The following is a 20596-nucleotide window of genomic DNA, read 5'->3' on the forward strand; positions in this document are numbered from 1 at the left end:
AATCTGATTTCATAATCTGATCAATATTTTTTTGATCAAATAGCAGGCACAAAACGGTCTAATTTGGTTCAGCTATTTTCTTTATTACATCCAGCATTCCATCAGGTTCAAAAGGTTTTACTATAAAACCCATAGCGCCTATTTTCATTGACTCTGTTATCAGGGCCTGCTGCCCAAGGGAAGAGCACATTACTACTTTTGCCTCCGGATCCATAACAAGAAGTTTTTGCAATGCCTCTTTTCCGTCCATATCAGGCATAATTATATCCATTAACACAAGATCAGGCTTTACTTCCAGATACGTTTGAATTGCTTCTTCCCCATCACCGACCTCAGCTACCACTTCATGTCCATGCATTAAAAGAATGTCCCGAATTATCATTCTCATAAATTCGGCATCGTCCACGATCATAACTCTGGCCATGCATTTTCCTTCTTTTACTCTTGAACAAGCGACAATATCAGATAATATTTCACACTCCTATATTTTGGAATGTTTCGATACTTTATTCCTATCTATGCAGAATATTGTCTCTTGCCTGCGTATTCTTCCTAAATCGATGCTATGAATCAAAGGACCTCAATTGAAAAGCTATTGAAGGTTAACAAATCCAACCAACGCAAGTTTTCTTGTTAAGACCGATCTGTTCCACTTGTGTAGAAAAATATATACGAGACCTTCTATATTAAACTTTTTTAATTATCTTTAGCAAACTATAGAGTTTTAAATTGTCCAGAGGATATGGGTAATTGGGACGTTAACAAACTATTTACAAAAGTTACAGGCTCTTTTTTTGAATCTTTTTTCCTGAAATAATAATACTTAAGTCTAAATAGATTATTTTTATCGATATTTATATATTAAAAATATGACCTCGATCGTTAGTAAATAAGTTTATATTCTCTTGAACTTTATACATTACTTAGTAAATTGCGAAATTAATTTCGGTGTAATTTGTAGGTCTGGAAGTACACGCACTTAATATATAAATGAGAGAAATTTACTTCATATTTTCCGGTTTCACATTTTCCAGAGTAGATTCGCTGTTCCATTACTTCTGTAACAGAACGTCATGTACATAAATCTTCAAGCAACCCCCAGGGAGTTGATTTAAGTGCCTGAAATCCTGATTGTTGAAGATAATTTACTTAATCTGGTGATCGAAGCAGACTTGTTGAAATCCTTTGGATATGAGCCGAAAAAGGCAAAAAATGGTTTTGAAGCTCTCGAAATTCTCAATGAAACGAGAATTGATCTAATGTTGCTTGATATGGAGCTTCCGAAGATGCACGGCCTTGAACTGCTTCAAAGAATAAAACTCAATCCTGAAATCCGGAATATAAGAGTAGTTGCAGTCACAGGATACTGTGATTCCGAAAGTAAAGAGAAGTTCCTTAAGGCCGGATGTTGTGCTGTTCTTGCCAAACCCATAAACTTTGGCGATTTCGGGTCACAGGTCAAAGAGTTTCTTACAATGACAGGTTCTCTTCATTGAAAACAAAACAATCTGTTTGGTAATTAGTTGGGAAAGCAGATAATTTCCTATTAGAGGCATTTCCGCAATTCTATCTTCCTTAGCAGGTGCTGCTGACAGATTAATAGCCAAGTTGCAGATAAAAAAGGTATAGATGCGGAGAAGTTGGAGGCACAGGTGGGAAAGATGTATAAAAATACGAAAATAGGGCATGTAGTGATAGGTTTTGCTCTTCTTTTGATTTTGATTTTCTTTGTCGGGTACACAGGCTATCAGGGCATGAATGATGTTGAAAAGAAGAGCCGAGCCATTCAAAACATGACCTTTATCATGAACAATATGCAGGGAGCCCTGGAAGCCGAAGAAAGCTATGTTATTCATGGTGATCCCATTTACAAGGAAAAAGTTTATAGCCATCTTAACCTTGTGCCCACACAGGCAGCCATATCCAAAGAAATATATCTGGACTACCTTGACCCCGTAAATCAGGGCCGGATGGATTCTATTCTGGCAACTTCCGGTGAGTTTAGGGAAACTTTTGACAACTACGTTAAAACAAATGAAGAAGAGATAGCCCTCAGAACAGACATCGTCTCCAATGGCGAGATTATACTGCAGAAAACCAATGAGATTTATGAAGATCAGATGATTCAATATCAACAATATGTAGAAAACGGTTCTTCAAGTGAAATTCTCCAGCGAAAATTATCCCACGCTCAGGAAGCCCAGAAAATCAGCATACTTACAATGGAAGCTCGAAATGAATACCAGAATTATATAATCACTCCCGAAAATCAATCTGCAATAAAATTTGACCAGCGGATGGGAGATATAATTAAAGCTACTGAAAATCTGGATGAACAGCTGGTAAGACCTGAAAATATTGAGCGTGGAAATACAATAATTACCAACGCTAAAAAGATCCAGACAGATTTTGACCGTCTGAAAGTTCTTAAGGAGACAAAAGCGGTTGAAGTGAATAATATGGCGACTATAGCGGCACAGGTTGGAGAAGTCGCTACAGATGCCAGTACTGATCAGAAAGAAAAGCTTAACTCCCTGATCGTGGGTTCTATAAACAAGATCCTTCTCGTTACTCTTCTTTCGATACTTATCGGAGCTTTACTTGTTTTTGTGATTCTTAACGTTTACAGAAAACCAATCTATGAGTTGCTTGAAGCGGCCGACAGAATATCTGAAGGAGACCTTAGTGTTGAAATTAAAGAAAGTTCGACGAGTGAGATCTCTCAACTCTCAGAAGCTTTTAAATCAATGGTTGAGAACCTTCGCAGCTTAATTAAAGAAATTCAGGAGGGTTCACTTCACCTTTCTACACTTTCGGAAGAAATGTCTGCTTCTTCTGAGGAAGTGGCTTCAGCTTCAAAGAAAATTTCGAATAATGCAGCCGAAATTTCAAACGGAACAGAAGTTCAGAGCACAAAGATAGTGAATATAACTCATGCAATGCAGGATATGACGCACAATATCCAGGAAATTGCGGACAATACCCAAAAAGTATCTAAAAATACAAATCTTGTCAATCATACTGTTGGGAATATCGGGGATGCTTCAAGAGAGGTCCTGTTAAAGATGGATCGGATTCGTTCCTCAGTTGATGGGACTGGGGAAGTAATCAGGGACCTGGACTCCAAGTCTCAACAGATCAATGAGATTGTAATTCTTATTACTAGGGTTGCGGATCAGACAAATATGCTTGCGCTGAATGCTGCAATTGAGGCTGCCAGGGCGGGAGAACACGGCAGAGGTTTCTCTGTTGTAGCCGATGAAGTCCGCAAACTTGCCGAGGAATCAGGCAGTGCTGCTAAGGACATCTCGAAGTTAATCGATGAAATCAGAAACAGTATAAGCGACACCGTGGAAAGCATAGACGCAAGTAAAAAAGACGTGCAGATTGGCACATTATCCGTTAATAACGCGGTTGAAATGGTTACGGGGATTGTTTCCACAATTAGTGAAATCACGAATATGATAGAGGATGTTGCAGCCGCTACAGAGGAACAGTCCTCATCAATAGAAGAGATTACTTCCACCTTAGAAGACATTTCCTCAATCTCAGAAAAATCCGCTGCAGGAACCCAGGAAACTGCTGCAGCTCTCGAAGAACAGAGTGCTTCAATGTCAGAACTTGCCGATATGGCCAGTGGTCTTTCTTTGCTTGGGGAAAAGATGAAAAAGGCTACGGAAAAGTTTAGGCTTGGTAACTCAAAAGAAGGGCCAGAAAACAGGGCTGGTTAAAATCATTGGAATTAGTTTGAGGAATTCAAATGTTTGAAGAAACATTAAAAGAGAATTCAAGGTTCTCGCAAGAAAATCTCCATTTAGTGACCTTTGAACTTTCAGGTGAAGAGTTCGGAGTCGATATCATGCAGGTCTCCGAAGTTATTCCGGTTCCGAGAATCACGCGCATTCCTCAGGCTCCAGAATGTATAAAAGGACTCATTAACCTTAGAGGAAAAATTCTCGTAGTGATAGATCTCAACAAGCGTCTTGGTTTCAGTTCGAAAGAAACCGACAGTCTATCCAGAATCATTATAGTAGAGATTAGAGACATAGTCATAGGAATGCTTGTAAACTCTGTAAAAGAGGTCATAAAATTGCCTTTATCCTCCATTGAACCTACTCCTGAAATGATTAAATCGAAAATTAATGCAGAGTATTTAAACGGGGTAGGAAAAACAGGTAACAGGCTTCTTATTCTCCTGAACCTTGCCAGGGTACTTGGAGAAGAAGAAATTGAAGAATTTAATGGGCTGTCTTCTCGTGAAGAGAATATTTAAAGACTTATGAGCAAATTTATAAAATATGCATCCTGCTTTTTACAGCCAAGTTCAGGTTGCACCCTTTTCTGAGCCTTGTCCTTGTATCTATTTTCACAGGATGTGCTATATCCTGGCTTATTTAATCTTTGTTCCAATAGCTAAAGAGTTGGCTGCCAGACTCGATAACCCCTCTATTTCCACTGCAACTGCCCTTGCACTTGGAGCTGTTGCTTCATTTAATCTTATCTATCCTTCGCCTGTGATAATCTCAGCAGCAGAAGAACTATCGGCTAACGCGGACAAGCTTTTTATTCTGGGATTTCTGATCTCGGTTCCCACTTCCATTGCAGGCTACCTTTATGCCAGAAGGCTGGGAAAGACTGAAATTACAAGCACTTCTAAATCCAATAACCAGGGGTATTCTGGCCCAGAAAAGACAGAAACTGCACAAAGTAAAAAATCAGGGGTACAGGAGCAGCTAACTGCAACAGAAGAAAAAGTAACCTGCATGCAGGAGCAAACAACCGTATTAGAAGAATTAACAGGTGTGAGGCAGAAGGTAACCTTATTAAGAGAAAAAGAAGCCGAAGTAACCAGAACGAAGGAAAAAAAGCTTAAGTAACCAGAACGAAGGAAAAAAAGCCGAAGTAACCACAACGAAGGAAAAAAAAGTCGAAGTAACCACAACGAAGGAAAAAAGCCGGAATTCTGGAGAAATATATAGGAATGTATCAATATTATGCAGGAAAACCCGGAAGGCCTGAAGCGTACTCTCTAATCTTTTTCCCTTAATTACTTATTCTCCTTCAGGCGGGCTTTCGTTGTCGCAGTCCTTCAAACTGTACAGGGGTCAAGAGTGTACTTATAGCACCTTCACTTGTGTACTTATAGCACCTTCACTTTTACTGTCTTCGGAGAGTTCGCAGAACTGGAACCATCCGAGGTTTTCAGGTCAAATACCCTTGGGGGTGCTTTGATGGGCTTGGTGAGCTTTTTGCTGGTGTCCGGTGTGTGCTTTTTCTTCTACTGAAATTTTTATGCCGAGAATTTTTTTTCTGAGATTTTTCAATCTTTATTTTTTTTAAGGCTTCTCAATCTCTATTTTCTTCCAAGATTTTTCCATTTCCCACGTTTTTTACTATAGTACAACTATTACTTCATAATTTGGTGTATGGCAAACAATAAATACGGGTTTTCCGTATTTCTCTCTATGAATGAGCAGAGTTGTCTTGAGTTTACGGGCCTTGAAATCTCTCCGAGAAAGATAGATTATCTTAAGTTCATTCTTGAAAAAGGAGGAACTGTAAAAACCACAGAAATCTCCTCCAGCCTGCAGGTTGACCCTTCCACTACAAGCAAGACTTTAAACGAACTTGCAAGTGCGGGCTACCTGAACCATGTTCCCTACAGAGGTGTGGATTTGACGGAATTGGGAAAGGCATATACGGAATTTCTTGTAAGGAGGCACAGGATTCTTAGTCTTCTCTTAACCCATTACGGCCTTTCGCCGGAAGAAGCATGTGATGAAGTTTCACGTTTTGAGGCTTTTGTTTCCAGGGATGCTGTGGATAAAATCTGCAGCTCAATGGGCCACCCGATGTTCGGTGTATGCGGAGAAATAAGTCATGGGAAATGCTTGCATGAAGAATATCATCACTGAATGCCGGAATAAATGAAACGGTGAATAAAAGCGTAAAATAGAGTTAATCTTAAATAAAGCCATGGATATAACTTCGATGTAAACTTGGGCTTACACCAAAAAATTTTCTGAATTACCCATATTTTTGAATATAAGACAAATTTCTTCTGCTAATATCTATCTTATTTCATCGCAAATAAAATTGATGAGTGAAGTAAAAATGAAAGTGAAGAGAATGGGATCTCAAATATGAAGCTGAAAATTGTATCTTTATTAGTTCTTTTGGCCGTTGGTCTGAGCCTTTTTGCCAGTGGTTGTACAGGTCCAGGCAACTCCCAGGTTAATGATAGTACAGGACAGGAAGTTGAAGCAGGGACGGATATGCCCATAACAGTGGCTGTGAGCGTCCTTCCGCAGGCCGAGTTTGTAGAGAAAGTCGGAGGGAATAAAGTAAAAACCGTTGTCATAATTCCCCCTGGAGCTGATCCTCACACTTATGAACCCTCTCCAAGAGAATTGGGAGAAGTGAGCGAAGCCCTTATGTATGTTACACTCGGGGTCGATATGCCTTTTGAGAGGGTTTGGATTGACAGGTTCGAAACCATCAACAGTGGGACTCTCATCGTAAACTCTTCTAATGGAATCGAACTTAAAAAACTTTCTGCCCACGATCACCATGAAGGAGAGGGAGAAGAGGAACACGCAGGAGAGCTTGAAGCCGATCGTGCAAACGAAAGTAAAGAAACTCATGAAAACGAAAGTAAAGAAACTCATGCAAATGAAAGTGAAGAAACTCATGAAAACGAAAGTGAAGAAGGTCGTGAAGAAATAGAACTGGACCCGCACATCTGGACGTCTCCTTCAAATGCAAAAATAATGGTCGAAAATATTTATAAGGGGCTTGTGGAAATCGATCCCGGAAATGAAACTTACTATTCCCAGAACAGGGATGCTTATCTGAAAGAACTGGATGCCCTGGATGCAAGGATCCGGGAAAAGCTCGAGGGGCGAGAGGAAAGAAATTTCATGGTTTATCACCCTTCATGGGGCTATTTTGCAGCGGATTACAACCTTACCATGATTCCAGTTGAGATTGAAGGAAAGGAGCCAAGCGCTCAAGACCTGGCAAAGCTTGTGGATCTTGCAAAGGAAAAGCATGTTAAAGTAATCTTTGTCCAGTCAGAGTTCAACACGCGGAGTGCGCAAGCCATAGCCGAAGAGATAGGCGGCGAGGTTGTAGTCGTAGACCCGCTTGCAAAGGATTATATTGCAAACATGGATAAAGTCTCCGATATTTTTGCCAGAAACCTGGTATGAAGTCAGTAAAGTCAGCATTTGAATTCGATATCCAAATGAGTTTATCCCAAAACTCGAAATTTCGTCTCTGAATCTCATATTCGGAATAATCAAGGGTTAAGATCATGAAAATTATTTCTGAAACTCTTAATGACTGAGAATAAAATTGGTTTTGGGATGAGCTCAATATTAAAAGGATAATCCGATAAAAACGATATTCTGAAGGGAAGGCGATGGAGAAAGTTATAGAACTGAAGGATGTCTGGGTTCGTTATGGAAATCAGATAATTCTTGAGGCAATAAATCTTGAACTGAAAGAACCCAATGGGTTGCTTGGGATTATTGGGCCCAATGGCGGAGGAAAAACCACATTTCTCAAAGTGCTCCTTGGACTTTTGAAGCCTTACAGGGGCAGTGTGCAGCTTTTTGGAAAATCTCCTGAAAAGAGTAGAGATCTTGTAGGCTATGTTCCCCAATACAGAAATTTTGATTTTGACTTCCCTATCAGTGTCTGGGAAGTGGTTCTCACAGGCAGGATGAGCCATACGGGTTTTCTGAGAAAATATGGGGAAGAAGACAAAAAGGCAGCCGAAGAAGCCCTGAAGACAGTGGAGATGTTCCAGTATAAGGATCGGCAGATCGGGCAGCTATCTGGCGGGCAGAGGCAGAGAGTTTTTATTGCGCGCGCTCTTGCCACAAACCCCAAACTCCTGCTTCTGGACGAACCCAATTCCGGACTTGACCCCCATATGCAGGATGAACTTTACCGCCTACTGGATAGGCTCAAGCGAGAAATGGCAGTTATCATGGTTACTCACGACCTTAGCGCAGTTTCTGTTTACGTTGACAGGATAGCCTGCCTGAACCGTACACTCCATTATCACGATTCCAGGGAAATTCCTGTTGAGGATCTGGAAGCTACCTATCAGTGTCCTGTCGAACTGATTGCCCACGGCGTGCCTCACAGGGTACTGGAGAGACATAAAGGGAGTTCCTGAAGATCAACGCTTGGTTCGAAAACAGATTAATACGGAGAAATAAAAATGTTTGATCTTCTGCAATACAGCTTTATCCAGAACGCCCTCGCAGCCGCAATCCTTGCAAGTATAGCCTGCGGGATTATAGGTGTCTATGTTGTCGTCAAAAAAATTGTTTTTATCAGCGGCGGGATCGCTCATGCTTCTTTTGGGGGTATTGGCTTGGGTTATTACCTCGGAATCAATCCGATGCTCGGCGTTCTTCCCTTCAGCCTTGTTTCGGCTCTGATCATGGGGACAGTGAGCAAGAAATCTAAAATCCCGGAAGACAGTGCAATAGGTATTCTGTGGTCTCTTGGAATGGCTCTTGGGGTCATTTTTGTCTACCTGACTCCTGGCTATGCTCCTGACCTTATGACTTACCTCTTCGGAAACATTCTTACAGTACCGCGCTTCGACCTTTACCTGATGTTGGGTGTTGATATAGTTATAGTAGGTGCAGTTTACTTATTCTATAAGGAGTTCCTGTCCCTCTGTTTTGATGAAGAATTCACAACTGTTCAGGGTTTCCCTACAGAGAAACTTTACCTTTTCCTGCTGTGCATTATTGCCCTGACAATTGTAGTTCTTATCAAAGTCGTGGGTATTATCCTTGTGATTGCCCTTCTTACCATTCCTGCTACGCTAAGCCGTAGATTCACTCATAACCTGAAGCAAATGATGCTGATTTCCATCGTCTTCGGTACTGTGATCAGCATAGCCGGGATAGGTCTTTCATATGCGCTGGACGTCCCTTCTGGAGCAACAATCATTCTCGTATTGAGCCTGGTATATGGACTTGTTGCCTTCGGGATGGGAATACTTGAAAACAGGAGGATTTCAGGAGACTTAAGAGAATCGTGAGCTCGATTTAAAGGCTCAAGAAATGAGCCTGGTATTTTTTATTGCGAATTCGCTTGATCTAATTAAGGATACACAGTCAATATTTTCCAGGATTCAGTCAATGACTTCAATATTCCTGGGATTCAGCTAAGGACTACAGATATAGTATGTCAGTCCGAAAAATAGTAATCTCAGGCCATACATCGAATAAATATTACAAATATAATATACAGTTTGTGTATATTAAAGCCTGATTATGTATGGTATGTCCGCATCGATCTAATATACTATGCACAGGTATATATTCATTCATTCCTAGTATATTATAAAGTGGGGATTTTTACGGGGCAGGGTAACGATTCCCATATAAATATATTTATATAGTTTTATTAAGACAAAATTTTATATATGGTGAGATGCAAGAGCCTAAAAGTTTAATTGATTTTATTTTATAGAACTCCATGATCAAACCTTTCAGGCTGGATTCGTAAATAAAAACGGAACCTAAAGCATCTAAACTTGTGAGTAAAACCGCTTCAAGTGGGGAAGCGATATACATGCCTGCAGGATGAACACAATGGATGTGCTTGGAGCCACCCTAAGCCCAAATCCAGTAAGTGTATCTGCCAGCCACCTCAAAGCAAGTGATTGAATCCGTTATATAAAACGGAAACCACCAGACAATTGACTAAAATAAAATACCATACCAGGGTGATAAAATGGACCGTGATACAACCCGGGATCAAAATATAGAAGAAAATGAAACCTTCGAAGGCGAGTACCTCGACCTTCCGAATATCCCCCTTCCAGAAACAGATAACGTGCTATATTCAATCCTGAACTCCTTAAACCAGAATATCGCAGATTTTCACACATTTGTGAAATTCAACTCCTATCTGTCTGAGGACCACCTGAATATTGAGCTGCTTAAAAGGAGCATGGGTATTCACAGGGACTTTACAGCTCTGTTTCTGCACACCAAAGAAGAACTTGTATTTACCTACCCCGAATTTGTAGAAAAAACAGAAAAGATCCTGTTCAAAGGGGACGTTGGTGCCAATTGCATAAAATACACTCACAGATTATGCAGAACCATAAGTGACTACAAAATAGCTCTGCATAGAGAAGGGTATTTGCCTGACCTGAGAAGACAGTTACCGTTAGTTGATGTATAATGTAATCATCCGGTAACTTACTTTTTTATCTTAAATTTCTCTTTTTTGTTAAGAGTTAAAGCCAGGCTTAAGTTCTCAAATTTTGATAGATCTTCAGAATTTAAGAGATTCTCAGGCTTCTTTTTTTAACCGAATACAAAAAAAAACTTCTTTCCTGTTAGTGCTTTGACTCTTTCTATATTTTACAGTACTTCTGGAATTTTATATTTAATTTTCAGTACATCCGTAGTTTTATATTACTAAAAGATATTTGGCATGCAAGGCATCTGTAAAAAACGGTATTCTAAAAAACGGTGTCCTTGAAAAACGGTATTGTAAAAAACGGTATTCTGAAAAACGGTATTGTAAAAAACGGTATTCTGAAAAACGGTATTCTGAAAAACGGTATTCTGAAAAACGGTGTCCTTGAAAAACGGTATTCTAAAAACGGTATTCTAAAAACGGTATTCTAAAAACGGTACTAAAAAACGGTACTAAAAAACGGCATTTATAAAACAGATGCCTAAATCATTTGATATGTAAATCTTTTTTAGTTTTGTTCGTTTCATCGAATTTAACAGTTTTACGTTGTTGATTTTGCAGAAATTAATAAGACTCAAGGTTATCTGCTGTTATTTCCTTGTACATTGGATATAGTTCTTCTGTCAATATTTCCAGAGCATTTTGATATGTTTCTATTGCTTTTTTGCAGTTTAGTGCCTTATATTTGACTTTTCCCATTGTAGTCTGATTTTCAATAAACCAAAATTTCACCAAGAGCACGGTTAAAAAAGTAGCATCAGCTCTGAAACCAGTTTTGACATCAAAAATCAATCAAAAGAATTCAGACCAAAAGATAAAGTCAAAAATAAAATTAAAAAAGTAGAACTCCAGTTTTCACTGAAGCCCGAAGTGTTTTATGTTCCAGTCTGCAGTAGCCTGGATTTTCTTAATTTCTTCGTCTCCGCCTTCCATGGTAAAGAGGTGCTTGAACCGCTTTTGAGCTCTAAGGTATTCCTCAACTGGTCTGGGGTCCTTGACCTTTCTGACTTGGGTGAGTTCCCCGTTTTCCATCTCGTACATGGGCCAGAGACAGGTTTCGACTGCAAGTTTGGCAATCTCAAGAGTCTTTGAGGTATCAAAGCCCCAGCCTGTTGTACACGGGCAGTGGGCATGGATGTAAGTTGGACCCACGATTTCAGTAGCTTTCTTGACTTTACGAATCATGTCTCTTGGAAAGCCTATTGAGGTTGTTGCCACATAAGGAGATCCATGGGCTACCATAATAGCAGGCATGTTCTTCTTAGGGCGCTGGTTTCCAAAGGAGACTTTTCCGGGGGGTGTTGTCGTGGTGCTGGCATCGAAAGGAGTTCCACTGCTGCGCTGGATTCCCGTGTTCATGTAGGCTTCGTTGTCCATACAGACATAGGTGAAGTCGTGGCCGCGCTCAAAGGCACCTGAAAGGGCCCCGAGTCCGATGTCCATAGTAGAACCGTCTCCTCCGATTGATACTACCTTTATATCATCCTTTTTGCCAAGAGCCTTTAAGGCAGCTTCCACACCTGAAGCCACTGCACCTGCGTTTTCAAAGAGGGAGTGAATCCAGGGAACCTGCCAGGAAGACAATGGAAAAGGCGTGGACATGACTTCAAGGCAACCTGTCGGGTTAACTATAATGCAGTTGGGACCTGCTCCCATCAGTGTGAATTTTGCAGCAAAGGCATCACAGCATCCTGCACAGCCACTGTGCCCGGATGTGATATATGTTTTCGGTGCAGTTTTACTCATAGCAACTCCTCCTTAAGGTCAAGAAACTGACTTTCAAGTGTGATTCCGTACTTCGCAGCTTTTTTAGTTTCTTCTATAACCTTTGCAATACTTTCCACGCGAATATCACGGCCCCCGTGGCCCACAGTATAGCCCATCACAGGTACACGGACTTTACTGTTGTAGAGACAGGATTTGGTTTCTGTAAAGAGCGCTCCTTCATTTGTCCCTATAGAAATATTCTTATCGAGTACAACAATTGCATGAGCATTCTTAACAGCCTCACAGATCTGTTTCTTCGGGAAAGGTCTGAAGGACCTGACCTTTAAGACACCGATCTTTTCTCCTCTTGCTCTGTACTCATCAACAACGTCCTTAACAGTCCCGAGAATAGAGCCCATAGACATGACAATAATTTCGGCATCTTCAAGCATATATCCGTCAATAAGCCCTCCATGGAACCTGCCAAAGACTTCCTCAAACTCCTTTGCCACGGTTTCGATTTTAGGAAGAGCTTTCTGCATTGCTTGTTCCTGGAGATACCTGAACTCTTCATAGGTATCAGGGGCTGCAAAGGCTCCGAAGGTCTTGGGGTTTTCAGGGTCAAGAATATTTTCTGGTTGGAAAGGCGGGAGGAAATTGTCGGTCAGTTCCTGTTCAAGTAAGATAACAGGCTCGTAAACGTGAGACAGGATAAAGCCGTCCATGCAGACCATGCCCGGAAGCATAATCTCATTGTCTTCTGCGATCTTGTAGAGCTGGGGCAGGGTATCAGATGCTTCCTGGACATCTTCTACATAGAGCTGGATCCAGCCTGTATCCCTCTGCGCAATCGCGTCTTGGTGATCGTTCCAGATATTGATTGGAGCGCCAACGGCTCTATTTGCCACTGTCATTACAACCGGAAGCCTCATGCCTGAAGTGTTAAAAAGCGCCTCATGCATGAGCAGAAGTCCCTGAGAAGTTGTGGCTGAATAGGTTCTTGCGCCTACTGCTGATGCTCCTATAAGGGCAGAGATTGCCGAGAACTCGGACTCTACATTAACATACTCACAGTTAGGGATTTCCCCATCTGCTATGAACTGGGATAGGTCTTCAACAATATGTGTCTGGGGAGTAATCGGGTAGGCTGAAATAACGTTTGGACGGCAGATTTTTGCGGAATGGGCCACAGCATAGGAACCTTCTACTACCACCATTTTTCCCTTGTAAGCCGGGTTAATCATTATTTCTCCTCCAGAATCATTTCAATTGCATCTGCAGGACATTCGTTTGCACAGATGCCGCAACCTTTGCAGTAATCATAATCGTATTCAAAAAAGCCGTCTTCTCTGAGTTTAACAGACATGTCGGGGCAGACTATTTCGCAGATTCCGCACTTGGTACACTTTTCATAAATATAAACCGGGCGGAAGTTTCTCCAGCCACCGGTTTTGTTTTTAAGAGTTGAACCAGGTTTACAGACTCGGCAGTTTGTAATGTTTAAACCTTCTTCTTTCTGATCGGTTTTTAGAACTTCCGGACTTATCTTGCGGTCCTGTTCGGTTTCATTACTCACGCCTCTTCCCCCCTGATAAGCTCGTAGGCTTTCTGAATTGCTTTTGCATTCTTTTCTCCGATTTTTCCTGCAAAACGAGCCTTTATTGCATGCTGGATGGATCCGACATTGATTTCTCCGGTTGCACCCGCAAAAGCTCCAAGAAGGACGGTGTTTACAATGGGGATACCTATAACGTCCATTGCCACCTTCGTAGCATCCACGGTCATGACTTTGGCTTTTGTTTTGAGGTTCAGGCTTTCCGGCTTTTCTGTTGTGTTAACAATAATTATCCCATCATCTTTTATCCCGCTTGCAACATCAACAGTGTCAAGCAGGGTTGCATCCTGGACAATAACATAATCCGGCGTGTAAATCTGGCTTCGAAGCCTTATTGGACTATTACTAATCCTAGTGAATGCCTGGACTGGGGCACCTCTGCGCTCTACCCCAAAAGCGGGGAAGGCCTGGCTGAACTTACCATCTTCAAAAGCTGCAATGGAAAGCATCTCAGCCGCGGTAACAGAACCCTGGCCTCCTCGACCGTGTATCCTGATTTCCTTCATCTGGATTCTCCTTTTTAATGTGATTTTATCTATATCGTTTTTTAATGTTTTTTAATGTCTTTGCTGTTCTCGGCAGTCTGTTTGGCAAGGTATTAATCAAATTAACCTGATATTGCTCAATTTATTAATTTTTGTCAGACACAAATCAGCATTCGCCTCTTTCTTCAGGCACTACTGCGATATGCAAATGCAGTTTCATGCAAATGCAGTTTCAGGGATCCAAAACTTTGGATGGCTTCAGGGATCCAAAACTTTGGATGGCTAATTGTTAACCTGAATACATTCTATTATTAAATCACAGTTAATCTTGAACACGACAAATTTTCAATTCTATATTAATGCTTTTTGGTGCCCGATAGTTCATGGATAATAATGTAGATTATTATTAGTTTTTCGGTGAAAATCGAAAAATTGTTTATATCTAGTTCTAATTTATAATTATCTTTTAGATATATCATATTTATTATTTTCAGGTTAACCTGCCTTACATCCCTGCTTTATCTCATTTCGGTTATAAACGAATGTCCCTTTTAAAAATATGAACCATTTTAATATTTCTCCTTACAGGAATTCCTTATAAGCTCGATTATGGCCTTTCCATCTTTTAGACTATTAATCTTTTCCCTGATCTGCCGCGAGCCGTGCAAACCTTTTGTAAACCAGTGGGCATGCATTCTTAGATTCATGGACGAAAAAAGATTGTGTTCTTCAAGCAAGGTGATATAGGTTTCAAAGTCCTCTAATTGTCGAGCCTGCCTGTCAACTTCCAGTTTCTCTCCGGTTTCCAGATAGTGCCTTATTTTTTTAAAGATAAATGGATTTCCCATTGCTGCGCGCCCTATCATAAGCCCGTCACAGCCTGTGAAGTCAAGGGCGCTTTTGGCAGACTCTTCGTCCCTTATGTCACCGTTTGCAATCACAGGAATAGAAAGTTCGTGTTTGACGGCTCTGATCGCTGCAAGGTCCGAACTTCCGGAATACATTTGTTCTGCCTGTCTGCCGTGAACGGTCAGGGCAAAGGCCCCTGCCTTTTCTATCAGGCGTGCAATCTCAAGGGTCTTTTCGTCGCTCTCCAGAATGCGGATCTTTGCAGTTACAGGAGTTTTCAGAACACCTGTCAGCTCCGAGATTATTTCATATACAAGTTGCTGGGAGTTGAGAAGAGCCGAGCCACACCCTGTCCCTGTAATGCGCTGTACAGGGCAGCCCATATTCACGTCGATGAGTTCAGGCCTGTACTCATTCTCAACAAAGAGCGCAGCTTCCCTCAGCTTCTCAGGGGAACTCCCTACAAGCTGAACCCCGAAAGGTCGGTCGTCAGGGGAACTCAGTCCTTTAAAAAGCGATTTTCGGTTCTCGCTGAGCAAGGCATCTGCACTGATCATTTCAGTGTATGTGAGGTCAGCTCCATTCTTCCTGCAAAGCAGCCTGAAAGCCAGATTTGTCACATCTGCCATAGGTGCAAGGAGAAGGCTTCCCTCAGTTTCAATCTTGCCGATTTTTAATTTATTGAGCTTCATTTTTCTCGACTGTTTTTCTCGACTGTTTTTCTCGACTGTTTTTCCAATTATTCTTCGGATTGTTTTTCTCATTCTTTTCCTTTATTTATCTGTTTTGGAATTGCTTCCTTTTTCAAAGATTTATGCCTCTAATTTGCTGTGATCCGTTGAGATTTATAAAATTCACAGAACTGTCTGGAAAAAATTTTGGTGGTTATTAAAAAATTATGAGAGAAAATTAATAGGTATAAACAGGAAGTCCGAACAGGAGTCCAAAACTGCAAAAACGAAAATAAGATGCTGAATCAGCTAGTTGGGAAAACTGATCCAGAAGCTTAAAAAATAAGTTAAGTGGTCATACAGACGGTTTATGAAAAGAACAGTCTGATATATCCCAGATAAGGAATCCTGTACTGTGCAATCCCTATAATCCATTCGTCTTTTACAGGCATCTCATAGCTTATCTGTCCTTCCTGGTCAAAGTGCATGTTGGTTACAACATTGTCTCCTTTCGTAATGTAGCCGGAATACGGAGCAATGGGACCGTCTCTCCACATAGGCTCTCCGGCTTCTACTCTGTACATGGCTCTATGAATTATCGGCGTTACTCCTTCTTCCCCATAAGGGCGGTAAAGAATAACATTTCCGTAATCTTCAAAGGATTTATAACCGGTATTTTTTCCTTCAGCATTCGTGGTTATGTCCACTCGATCTATGCTTTTGATGAAAATAATATCTCCTATCATCATATGCGGTTCCATGCTTCCTGACTCCACCGCAACCATAGGAGTCCAGAGTCCGAATGCCAGCTTGGAAAGCACCATGAAAGCAATCAGGACAGCTATAACAGACAGCAAGTCCTTTCCGAGGGAAACCCAGGGGTTTTCCTGTTCTTGGACATTGTTTTCCTTATTAATTTCGCTCATAATCAGCCTTTATTCGTTTGATTTTTTTCTTTTGGGGTGCTGCATTATATCTTCTTCGGTCTTATCCTGCCCGAAATATTATTTGATTTAACTTATATTCGCTTTAACTTATGTGTGGCCTCAGGATTATGATACAATCCTCAGGGTTATAATAAAACCGCAGAACGACATACAGCCCTACATTTAGTATTCCGACTTATATACACTGATTTGTATGAAGTTAGTTCCTAAATTAGTTTAGTAAGCTTTTTTTCAGTATATTTGCCTGAAGATTTGTTTTCATTCTATATTAATTTTCGATTTATTCCTCAGGTTATAATATTTCTGTATTCCTCGGGTTATAATATTTCTGTAATAGTTGCTAAAATAATAAGCAGATCTTCTATACTAAGGAATGATTCAAATATAATATCAAAAGGTTTTGTTGTCAAGAATGATTACTGGGGGAAATGGAACTATAGATCAATTCCCAAACTGAAATTAAGAAGTTATATTTTTATCATTCCTAAAATAATAAGCAGATCTCTTTGCTAAAATAATAAGCAGACCTCTTCTATAATAGACAGAGATTAATAACTATAAATATTCTGTCAGAACACACAAAAGTTTCATAAAATTTTTCTTTATGGTAACAAGTTACTTTAACACATTAATTTCGTATCTTATTAATTTTTATATTTTAAACAGGCTTTTGCTTTAGCCTCTTTAAGTCTGGAGTTAATTAACTCTAATGCCAAATAAGGCTTTGAAGACTCAGGTCAGTTCAGAAAGGTCAGGTCGGAATTATGGACAAAAGCGATATTATAAGAGCGGTTATGGGAAAAGAGTATCAGATAAGCCCGGAAGCCGTAGAACTCATCAAATCCAGTGACTCGCCCGAAGGCCTGCTCAAATATGTCCTTTCAACTGTCAACGACTCTGTTATTGTCATAGGGATCGAACATGTAGATTTTGAAGGCTTTGCCGCCTCTGGCAGGACTTCAAAGCTAATTAATGCACAGAATGGAAAAAACCCAGGTTTCGAAACTTCAGCAGAGAAATCGCCTTCTGACGAAATACAGGCCTCCTTTCTAAAAAAAGAGGAAATTCTCTACAGGCCCTCTGTACTTTCTTCCCCTTCTTCCAGATCGCATGACCTTTCCTCAGAGCCTGACATTCCCTTAGAAGCCGATATTCTTAATTCAGCTTCCGATCCGGCTCCGGAATCGTTTCAAAATCTTGTCTCTGATTCCATTCCAGTTCAAGATCCGGTTTTTCAACCAGTGCCGGATACACAATCAATTGTTTCATCCGAGAAAGTTTCGGCTTCTTGCCTCGCTTCAAGCTCTCTTTCTTCAATAAAGGCGGTTCCTCAGGTTTTTTCATCACAGTCCCCGCAAGCTGGAAACAGGTCAGCTTCTTCTTTTTTCGGGCAGGTGAATTCTCTTCCCTCATCTCCTTCAAACCGGGCTTTCAGTACAGAGCCATCTTTTTCCATTTCCGACAGAGGGCCATCTTCTGGTTCCACGGACGAGGGGTACAGACATTATCCAGGCAAGAATCCGGTGACCGTAATTTCCGATATAACAGGGCATTCTACATGTATAGGGGAATATGTGCAGTTTGTGCAGTATTTCAGGGATAGATACAGCAGGCTTTCCGAAATTATCCGGGGCAGAATCAACGCACGCCCCATTGAAAGTTTAAAAAGGAGAAGTTTCCGCCGTGGAAGGGATGGAGGTTCTGAGGAAATCTCGATTATAGGTATGGTTTCGGATGTCAACAGCACAACGAACGGCCATAAAATTTTTTCTCTTGAGGACCCTACAGGCTCTTTTTCAGTCCTCATTCGAAACACCGACAATGAACTTTTTGAGTTAGCCTCAAAAATTCTCCTGGATGAAGTCATCGGGGTAACGGGCTCAATAACTAATGATGGAAACCTGATGCTTGCCACAAAGCTAATCCAGCCAGATGTTCCTAATAACGTTCAGCGCAGAACCGGAAGCCATGGGAAAGCTGTACTGATTTCGGATGTGCATGTAGGCAGTTCCCAGTTCATGGAAGATGCCTGGTTGGATTTCCTGGACTTTTTGAAAGGAGAATCAGATTCAGAACCCATGCGGGAGCTTGCAGCCAGTATCCGTTATCTTGTTGTTGCAGGAGACCTGGTTGATGGAATCGGGATCTATCCTGACCAGGAAATGGAACTCGACATTCTGGATGTCTACGCTCAGTACAGAAAGGCTGCCGAGTACTTCAGGGAAATTCCTGAGCATATTCGTGTGATCATAAGTCCGGGCAATCACGACGCTGTCCGACAGGCAGAACCCCAGCCCGCACTGCCGGAAAGCATTCAAGCAGATTTTCCCCAGAATATCATCTTCGTTGGTAATCCTGCTTTTGTGGATCTTGACGGCGTCAGCATTCTCATCTATCACGGCAGGTCCATTGATGACCTTGTGGCAAGTATCCCGGGCGTCTCGTATCAGGAACCTGCAGGTGCAGTCCTTGAGATGGTAAAGCGCAGGCATCTTGCTCCAACCTATGGTAGCAGGGTTTCCATATCCCCGGAGAAAAAGGACTATTTTGTAATCGATCCTTTGCCAGAAATCATTCATACAGGCCACGTCCATACCCTCGGAGTTCAGCGTTATAAAAATATCCTCCTTGTCAATTCCGGGACCTGGCAGGCACAGACAGAGTTTCAGAAACGTGTAAATCTAATGCCTGTGCCCGCCAGAGTCCCGATTGTAGATCTCGCGGACTTTGACGTAAAGATCCTGGGATTTGACTGATTTCAATTGATTTTAGACTGACTGCTATTGATTTCGATCTGAAAGCCGGCCTGGTTAGCTGCCTGGCAGATAGCTGGCCCTGAAATGTTTCCATTGAGATTCCAAAACCCTCACCAAATTCTCTCCGAAATTATTTTCCGATCCTTATATATACCACAAAGATTCAATATGCGAAAAATGCCGCCGGAAGAACAAAATGAAAATCTCGGGGAAGATATCCCGGAAATACAGGAAGAAAATCGTGATGAAGAGCTTACTTCCATTCCTTTTGAGATCCCTGATTTTAAAACCCTCCTGAAAAAGCAAGGCTATGCCCTTGCAGGCCGTCATTCTGCTGTTAAGACCTGTCTATGGCTCAGACACGCTATGAACGGTCAGGGCTTTTGCTATAAATCTAAGTTCTATGGAGTCCAGTCCCACCGCTGCCTTCAGATGACTCCCACTCTTATGTGCAACCAGCGTTGCCTCTTCTGCTGGCGCCCAACTGAAGTTCCGATTCCTGCTCCTGAGGAATGGGATTCTCCCGAGAAGATAGTAGAAGAAAGCATTGCCTGCCAGCGTAAGTTAATCACGGGTTTTGGTGGCTCTCCGAATGCACTTAAGGAACGCTGGAGTGAGGGCAATGAGCCAAATAATGTTGCAATTTCCCTATCCGGTGAGCCGACCTTTTACCCTTACCTCCCAGAGCTTATCGAGGAGTACGAGAAAAGAGGTTTTACGACTTTTCTAGTCACAAATGGGACAGTCCCCGACATGCTTGCAAAAGTTTTCCCTTCCCAGCTCTACATGAGTCTCGATGCTCCGGATCTTGAGACTTACCTGAAAGTTTGCCAGCCCAAATCGCCTGTACTCTGGGAAAAGATAAACGAGTCCCTTTCCCTGCTGAAGCAGAAGAAATCAAGGACAGTCATCCGGACGACACTGGTCAAAGGTGAAAACATGTTCAATCCGGATGGTTATGCCAGGCTGATAAAAAAAGCCTCCCCTGATTTTGTGGAAATAAAAGCGTACATGCATCTGGGTTTTTCAAGGCTCCGTCTTGACCGCTCTGCCATGCCGACTCATGCAGAAGTTCTGGAGTTCTCACAGGAACTTGCAAAATACCTCGGGTATGAAGTCGCAGATGAATCCGAAATCAGCAGGGTAGTCCTGCTCTCAAAGGACGGGAAAAAGTCTCCTGCCAAAAGGATTTCCTGCCTTGATTAAACCTAAATTAGCTGAGTTAAGTTGAGTTAAAGTTATATTCGAATTTTCACTCTTGACTTAGCTCTATTTTTCTTCCTGCTTTTTAGAGAAGAAATTATGGCATTGTTAATTAAAC

The 20596-nt window shown here is 41.5% G+C and carries 20 protein-coding genes; 11 read left to right on the forward strand and 9 right to left on the reverse strand.

Annotated features, from left to right (window positions below):
- Window positions 1-58: 58 nt before the first annotated feature.
- Window positions 59-424 carry a response regulator gene (locus RG963_RS13015; protein WP_310576710.1) on the reverse strand — a complete coding sequence of 122 codons (366 nt, stop codon included), beginning with the start codon at window positions 422-424 and terminating at the stop codon, window positions 59-61.
- 691 nt (window positions 425-1115) lie between these two features.
- On the opposite strand from RG963_RS13015, the gene RG963_RS13020 reads away from it, so the two are divergent.
- From RG963_RS13020 to RG963_RS13060, 9 genes are all read left to right on the forward strand, one after another.
- Window positions 1116-1496 carry a response regulator gene (locus RG963_RS13020; protein WP_310576711.1) on the forward strand — a complete coding sequence of 127 codons (381 nt, stop codon included), beginning with the start codon at window positions 1116-1118 and terminating at the stop codon, window positions 1494-1496.
- A 165-nt stretch (window positions 1497-1661) separates the two neighbouring features.
- A complete protein-coding gene (locus tag RG963_RS13025; protein WP_310576713.1) occupies window positions 1662-3731 on the forward strand; it encodes a methyl-accepting chemotaxis protein in 2070 nt (689 codons plus the stop codon).
- A gap of 29 nt (window positions 3732-3760) precedes the next feature.
- A complete protein-coding gene (locus RG963_RS13030; RefSeq protein WP_310576714.1) occupies window positions 3761-4273 on the forward strand; it encodes a chemotaxis protein CheW in 513 nt (170 codons plus the stop codon).
- Window positions 4274-4298: 25 nt separating this feature from the next.
- Window positions 4299-4877 (forward strand): GntT/GntP/DsdX family permease, encoded by a 579-nt coding sequence (locus tag RG963_RS13035; RefSeq protein ID WP_310576715.1) that lies wholly within the window; start codon window positions 4299-4301, stop codon window positions 4875-4877.
- A gap of 588 nt (window positions 4878-5465) precedes the next feature.
- The gene (locus RG963_RS13040; RefSeq protein ID WP_310576716.1) at window positions 5466-5915 is read left to right on the forward strand and encodes a metal-dependent transcriptional regulator; all 450 of its coding nucleotides are present in this window, start codon (window positions 5466-5468) and stop codon (window positions 5913-5915) included.
- Window positions 5916-6143: 228 nt separating this feature from the next.
- Window positions 6144-7211, forward strand: coding sequence for a metal ABC transporter solute-binding protein, Zn/Mn family (locus RG963_RS13045; RefSeq protein ID WP_310576717.1), 1068 nt, complete (start codon window positions 6144-6146; stop codon window positions 7209-7211).
- A gap of 212 nt (window positions 7212-7423) precedes the next feature.
- The gene (locus RG963_RS13050) at window positions 7424-8188 is read left to right on the forward strand and encodes a metal ABC transporter ATP-binding protein (RefSeq protein WP_310576718.1); all 765 of its coding nucleotides are present in this window, start codon (window positions 7424-7426) and stop codon (window positions 8186-8188) included.
- A gap of 45 nt (window positions 8189-8233) precedes the next feature.
- A complete protein-coding gene (locus tag RG963_RS13055; RefSeq protein ID WP_310576719.1) occupies window positions 8234-9070 on the forward strand; it encodes a metal ABC transporter permease in 837 nt (278 codons plus the stop codon).
- Window positions 9071-9768: 698 nt separating this feature from the next.
- Window positions 9769-10224: a hypothetical protein gene (locus tag RG963_RS13060; RefSeq protein WP_310576720.1), complete on the forward strand. Its 456-nt coding sequence runs from the start codon at window positions 9769-9771 to the stop codon at window positions 10222-10224.
- A 239-nt stretch (window positions 10225-10463) separates the two neighbouring features.
- On the opposite strand, the gene RG963_RS16630 is transcribed toward RG963_RS13060, so the two are convergent.
- The 8 genes from RG963_RS16630 to RG963_RS13100 form a co-directional block, all read right to left on the reverse strand.
- On the reverse strand, window positions 10464-10643 hold the full coding sequence (locus RG963_RS16630; RefSeq protein ID WP_396654733.1) for a pentapeptide repeat-containing protein: 180 nt from the start codon (window positions 10641-10643) through the stop codon (window positions 10464-10466).
- Between the two features lie 166 nt (window positions 10644-10809).
- A complete protein-coding gene (locus RG963_RS13070; RefSeq protein ID WP_310576722.1) occupies window positions 10810-10944 on the reverse strand; it encodes a hypothetical protein in 135 nt (44 codons plus the stop codon).
- Window positions 10945-11100: 156 nt separating this feature from the next.
- Entirely contained in the window at window positions 11101-11991 is an 891-nt protein-coding gene (gene porB / locus RG963_RS13075) for a pyruvate synthase subunit PorB (protein WP_310576723.1), read from the reverse strand.
- Window positions 11988-13196 carry a pyruvate synthase subunit PorA gene (gene porA / locus RG963_RS13080; RefSeq protein ID WP_310576724.1) on the reverse strand — a complete coding sequence of 403 codons (1209 nt, stop codon included), beginning with the start codon at window positions 13194-13196 and terminating at the stop codon, window positions 11988-11990. The genes porB and porA overlap by 4 nt, the downstream gene beginning before the upstream one ends.
- Entirely contained in the window at window positions 13196-13450 is a 255-nt protein-coding gene (porD, locus tag RG963_RS13085) for a pyruvate synthase subunit PorD (protein WP_310576729.1), read from the reverse strand. Before porD ends, porA begins: the two co-directional genes overlap by 1 nt.
- A 74-nt stretch (window positions 13451-13524) precedes the next feature.
- The gene (locus RG963_RS13090) at window positions 13525-14073 is read right to left on the reverse strand and encodes a pyruvate ferredoxin oxidoreductase subunit gamma (RefSeq protein ID WP_310576725.1); all 549 of its coding nucleotides are present in this window, start codon (window positions 14071-14073) and stop codon (window positions 13525-13527) included.
- Between the two features lie 548 nt (window positions 14074-14621).
- Complete coding sequence (gene dusB / locus RG963_RS13095) at window positions 14622-15665, reverse strand: tRNA dihydrouridine synthase DusB (RefSeq protein ID WP_310576726.1); 1044 nt, start codon at window positions 15663-15665, stop codon at window positions 14622-14624.
- Between the two features lie 275 nt (window positions 15666-15940).
- Complete coding sequence (locus tag RG963_RS13100; protein WP_310576727.1) at window positions 15941-16498, reverse strand: S24/S26 family peptidase; 558 nt, start codon at window positions 16496-16498, stop codon at window positions 15941-15943.
- Between the two features lie 785 nt (window positions 16499-17283).
- Here RG963_RS13100 and RG963_RS13105 point away from each other — a divergent pair.
- Both RG963_RS13105 and twy1 read left to right on the forward strand, forming a co-directional pair.
- On the forward strand, window positions 17284-19275 hold the full coding sequence (locus RG963_RS13105) for a DNA-directed DNA polymerase II small subunit (RefSeq protein ID WP_310576728.1): 1992 nt from the start codon (window positions 17284-17286) through the stop codon (window positions 19273-19275).
- Between the two features lie 168 nt (window positions 19276-19443).
- Window positions 19444-20481: a 4-demethylwyosine synthase TYW1 gene (twy1, locus tag RG963_RS13110; RefSeq protein WP_396654732.1), complete on the forward strand. Its 1038-nt coding sequence runs from the start codon at window positions 19444-19446 to the stop codon at window positions 20479-20481.
- Window positions 20482-20596 lie beyond the last annotated feature (115 nt).

The sequence above is a fragment of the Methanosarcina baikalica genome (genome assembly GCF_031461075.1).
Taxonomy (GTDB): Archaea; Halobacteriota; Methanosarcinia; order Methanosarcinales; family Methanosarcinaceae; genus Methanosarcina; species Methanosarcina baikalica.

Excerpts from the sequence above, each read along its gene's own strand:
- RG963_RS13015 (WP_310576710.1), bottom strand. The coding sequence starts at position 424 with ATGGCCAGAGTTATGATCGTGGACGATGCCGAATTTATGAGAATGATA.
- RG963_RS13025 (WP_310576713.1), top strand. The coding sequence starts at position 1,662 with ATGTATAAAAATACGAAAATAGGGCATGTAGTGATAGGTTTTGCTCTT.
- RG963_RS13030 (WP_310576714.1), top strand. The coding sequence starts at position 3,761 with ATGTTTGAAGAAACATTAAAAGAGAATTCAAGGTTCTCGCAAGAAAAT.
- RG963_RS13035 (WP_310576715.1), top strand. The coding sequence starts at position 4,299 with ATGCATCCTGCTTTTTACAGCCAAGTTCAGGTTGCACCCTTTTCTGAG.
- RG963_RS13040 (WP_310576716.1), top strand. The coding sequence starts at position 5,466 with ATGAATGAGCAGAGTTGTCTTGAGTTTACGGGCCTTGAAATCTCTCCG.
- RG963_RS13045 (WP_310576717.1), top strand. The coding sequence starts at position 6,144 with ATGAAGCTGAAAATTGTATCTTTATTAGTTCTTTTGGCCGTTGGTCTG.
- RG963_RS13050 (WP_310576718.1), top strand. The coding sequence starts at position 7,424 with ATGGAGAAAGTTATAGAACTGAAGGATGTCTGGGTTCGTTATGGAAAT.
- RG963_RS13055 (WP_310576719.1), top strand. The coding sequence starts at position 8,234 with ATGTTTGATCTTCTGCAATACAGCTTTATCCAGAACGCCCTCGCAGCC.
- RG963_RS13060 (WP_310576720.1), top strand. The coding sequence starts at position 9,769 with ATGGACCGTGATACAACCCGGGATCAAAATATAGAAGAAAATGAAACC.
- RG963_RS13070 (WP_310576722.1), bottom strand. The coding sequence starts at position 10,944 with ATGGGAAAAGTCAAATATAAGGCACTAAACTGCAAAAAAGCAATAGAA.
- porB (WP_310576723.1), bottom strand. The coding sequence starts at position 11,991 with ATGAGTAAAACTGCACCGAAAACATATATCACATCCGGGCACAGTGGC.
- porA (WP_310576724.1), bottom strand. The coding sequence starts at position 13,196 with ATGATTAACCCGGCTTACAAGGGAAAAATGGTGGTAGTAGAAGGTTCC.
- RG963_RS13090 (WP_310576725.1), bottom strand. The coding sequence starts at position 14,073 with ATGAAGGAAATCAGGATACACGGTCGAGGAGGCCAGGGTTCTGTTACC.
- dusB (WP_310576726.1), bottom strand. The coding sequence starts at position 15,665 with ATGAGAAAAACAATCCGAAGAATAATTGGAAAAACAGTCGAGAAAAAC.
- RG963_RS13100 (WP_310576727.1), bottom strand. The coding sequence starts at position 16,498 with ATGAGCGAAATTAATAAGGAAAACAATGTCCAAGAACAGGAAAACCCC.
- RG963_RS13105 (WP_310576728.1), top strand. The coding sequence starts at position 17,284 with ATGGACAAAAGCGATATTATAAGAGCGGTTATGGGAAAAGAGTATCAG.
- twy1 (WP_396654732.1), top strand. The coding sequence starts at position 19,444 with ATGCGAAAAATGCCGCCGGAAGAACAAAATGAAAATCTCGGGGAAGAT.